The following is a 3,247-nucleotide window of genomic DNA, read 5'->3' on the forward strand; positions in this document are numbered from 1 at the left end:
AGACGCCGGCTCCCGGGCGCGGCCCTGTCGGCCGCCGCCGGCCCCGCCGCCGGACCACCTGGCTGCGCTGGCTCAGCCCCGTCGTACTGATCCTCATCTGGCAGATCGCCGGAGCCACCGGCATCCTGCCGGAGCGGATCCTTCCCGCCCCGCAGCTCATCGCCTCCTCCGCACTGGAGCTCATCGCCTCAGGTGAGCTCGCCGACGCGCTGGCCGTCTCGAGCGTCCGCGTGGTCCAGGGGTTCGTCCTGGGGGCCGTGGCCGGACTCGTCCTGGGGGTGATCGTCGGAACCTCGCGGATCGCGGACGCCCTCGTCGACCCCCCGCTCCAGATGCTCCGCGCGTTGCCGCACCTCGGGCTGATACCGCTGTTCATCCTGTGGTTCGGCATCGGTGAGACCCCGAAGGTGCTGCTCATCGCACTCGGTGTGGTCTTCCCGATCTACCTCAACACGGCCTCGGGCCTGCGGCAGGTGGATCCCAGGCTGCAGGACATGGCGACGGTCTTCGGATTCAGCCGACGCCAGCGGCTCACCGAGGTGATCCTCCCGTCGATCGCGCCCCAGGTCCTGGTCGGCGTGCGGCAGTCGCTCGCGATCGCCTGGTTGACGCTCATCGTGGCCGAGCAGCTCAACGCCACCAACGGCATCGGCTACCTCATCATGAACGCCCGCGACTACTTCCGGATCGACGTGATCATCGTCGGCCTGGTCGTGTACGCGCTGCTCGGCATCCTCACGGACGCGGTGGTCCGCGTCGCCGAGGCCCGTGCGCTGCGCCACTACCGGTGACCACCGACCACCACCCAGGAGCCACAGTCATGACCACCACCCTCGCCCCCGCGGGCGCGCTGCGAGGTGTCACCCGCAGCTTCGGCGACACCGTCGTTCTCCGCGATCTCGACCTGACGATCCCCCGCGGCGACATCGTCGCCCTGCTCGGTCGGAGCGGTAGCGGCAAATCCACCGCGCTGCGGATCCTCGCCGGACTGGACCGGGAGCTCGACGGAGGGAGCGTCCACATCGAGGGCCCCCCGGCCGTCGTGTTCCAGGACTCCCGGCTGCTGCCCTGGCGCACCGTCGCCGAGAACGTCAGGCACGGCCTCAACCGGGTCGACGTCGGACGCGGGGAGAAGACCGACCGGGTCACCGGGATCCTCGCCGAGGTGGGGCTCGGGGGCCGCGAGGGCGCCTACCCGGGGGAACTCTCCGGCGGGCAGGCGCAGCGGACCTCGCTCGCCCGGGCGCTCGTCGCCGAGCCGTCGCTGTTGCTGCTCGACGAGCCCTTCGGCGCGCTCGACGCCCTCACCCGGCGCACCATGCACCGCCTCCTGCTGCGGCTGTGGGCGCACCACGGTCTCGGGGTCCTGCTGGTGACGCACGACGTCGACGAGGCGGTGGCCCTGGCCGACCGTGTGCTCGTCCTGGACGACGGCGTCGTCGGCCACACCGAGACCATCGACCGACCCCGCGGCGGGGGCGGGACGAGCCACCACCGCCGCCGCCTACTCGACGCGCTGGGCGTCGACCACACAGACGAGGACTACTCGATATGACCACCACACTCTCCCCGATCCACCGACGACCCGCGATCGGTGTCGCGCTGCTCGCGCTGGCGTTGATCGTGCTGCTCGTCGGCGCCGGGTGCACCACCCGCGACTCCGAGGCCGCGGCACCCGTCCCCGACCGGGTCGACCTCGCGGGCCTGTCCGACCTCGTCCTCCGGGTGGGCGACCAGAAGGGCGGCACCCAGGCCCTGCTCACCGCGGCGGGACAGCTCGACGACCTGCCGTACGAGGTCGAGTTCTCCACGTTCACCTCCGGGCCGCCGCAGGTGGAGGCGCTCAACGCCGGTCAGATCGACGTGGCCGTCACCGGTAACACCCCGCCCGTGTTCGGCGCGGCCGCCGGGGCGCGGGCGTCGATCGTCTCCGCCTACGCCAACGGCGGGGAGGGGGACCGGATCCTCGTCCCCGGGGACTCGTCCGTGCGGACCGTGGCCGACCTGGCGGGTCGGAAGGTGCTGGTGGCCAAGGGGACCTCCGCCCACGGGCATCTGCTTCTCCAGCTCCGCAGGGCCGGGGTCTCGCCGGAGTCCGTCGACCTGGTCTTCCTCCAGCCGGCCGAGGCGGGGTCCGCGTTCTCCCGCGGCGACGCCGACGCCTGGGCCATCTGGGATCCGTACACGGCCATCACGCAGACCACCACCGACGCCCGGACCATCGCGACCGCGGCGGAGGCGTCCAACGGATTCTGGTTCGGGCTCGCCTCCCACGACGCCCTCGCGGACGCGCGCCGCCAGACGGCGATCGCGGACCTCCTGGCCCGGCTGGCCGAGGCGGGGACCTGGAGCGCGGAGAACCCGGCGCGGTGGGCCGCGTTCTACGGTGAGGCGGTGGGGCTGACCCCCGAGGCCGCCGAGCTCTCGCAGAGTCGCAGCACCCGCCGACCGGTGGCGCTGGCGGACACGGTGCCCGGCGAGCAGGAACTCGCCGACGTCTTCACCGAGGACGGGCAGATCGCCGCCGTCGACGTGGACGCACTGGTCGACGACAGGTTCCAGGACGTGCTCGGGCCGGTGGTCGGGCCGCTGCCCGGGAGCTAGCGGACCGGGCCCGGCCGGGCTACGAGGTGATCCCGGACCAGAGTGTGGCGATCGCGGCCCAGCCGACCATCCCGACGGTGGAGTAGAGCGTCGCCCACATGAGCCCACCCACGGTGACCGCCGGCAGGTACCGGGTCAGCGGCATGCGCGTGAACCCGGCGGTGAAGTTGATCGCCGTCTGCACGCCCACGGTGAGGAAGGACAGCGGAACCGCGATCACCCCGTAGCGCGCGGACAGCCGCTGGGCCCGCTGCATGTGCCGCCCGTCCAGGTGGCGGGCGGCCTTCCGGCTCAGTCGCCCTCCGTTCAGCGCTCCCCGGCCTAGCCAGTAGGTGGCGTTGGCCCGCAGCATCACGATGACGAACAGCGCGCCGAAGGCGACGGCGAACGGCTGTTCCGAGATCCGGTCCATCAAGGCGCGGCGGCGGTGGAGGGCCCGGTCAGGCGGAGGGCTTGACGTCCATCACGACGTCGAACTCGAGGAGGGTGGCCCCCTCGGCGACGGGCTTGCCGTGCTGACCGGCGTGGGCGGTCCGGGCGTCGCCGTCGCGCCATGCGGCGAAGGACGCCTCGTCCTGCCAGGTGGTCACCACGAAGTAGCGCTCCTCTCCGGCGGTGGGGCGCAGCAGCTGGAAGCCGAGGA

Annotated in this window: 5 protein-coding genes; 3 read left to right on the forward strand and 2 right to left on the reverse strand. The window is 72.6% G+C overall.

The window, feature by feature from the left end; translation table 11 throughout:
• From G6031_RS14065 to G6031_RS14075, 3 genes are all read left to right on the forward strand, one after another.
• The coding region (locus G6031_RS14065) for an ABC transporter permease (protein ID WP_241737356.1) at nt 1-791 on the forward strand (791 nt) is incomplete at its 5' end.
• Between the two features lie 29 nt (nt 792-820).
• Nucleotides 821-1,555, forward strand: coding sequence for an ABC transporter ATP-binding protein (locus G6031_RS14070; RefSeq protein WP_179524495.1), 735 nt, complete (start codon nt 821-823; stop codon nt 1,553-1,555).
• On the forward strand, nt 1,552-2,604 hold the full coding sequence (locus G6031_RS14075) for an ABC transporter substrate-binding protein (RefSeq protein ID WP_182653589.1): 1,053 nt from the start codon (nt 1,552-1,554) through the stop codon (nt 2,602-2,604). Before G6031_RS14070 ends, G6031_RS14075 begins: the two co-directional genes overlap by 4 nt.
• Nucleotides 2,605-2,623: 19 nt before the next feature.
• Here the strand turns inward: G6031_RS14075 and G6031_RS14080 are convergent, their stop codons facing one another.
• Both G6031_RS14080 and G6031_RS14085 read right to left on the reverse strand, forming a co-directional pair.
• On the reverse strand, nt 2,624-3,016 hold the full coding sequence (locus G6031_RS14080) for a VTT domain-containing protein (RefSeq protein WP_182641584.1): 393 nt from the start codon (nt 3,014-3,016) through the stop codon (nt 2,624-2,626).
• Nucleotides 3,017-3,044: 28 nt separating this feature from the next.
• Nucleotides 3,045-3,247, reverse strand: a 203-nt coding sequence (locus G6031_RS14085; RefSeq protein WP_182653590.1) for an antibiotic biosynthesis monooxygenase, incomplete at its 5' end; no start/stop codon positions are given.

It is taken from the genome of Dietzia sp. CQ4 (assembly GCF_014145125.1).
In the GTDB taxonomy this organism is placed as follows: Bacteria; Actinomycetota; Actinomycetes; order Mycobacteriales; family Mycobacteriaceae; genus Dietzia; species Dietzia natronolimnaea.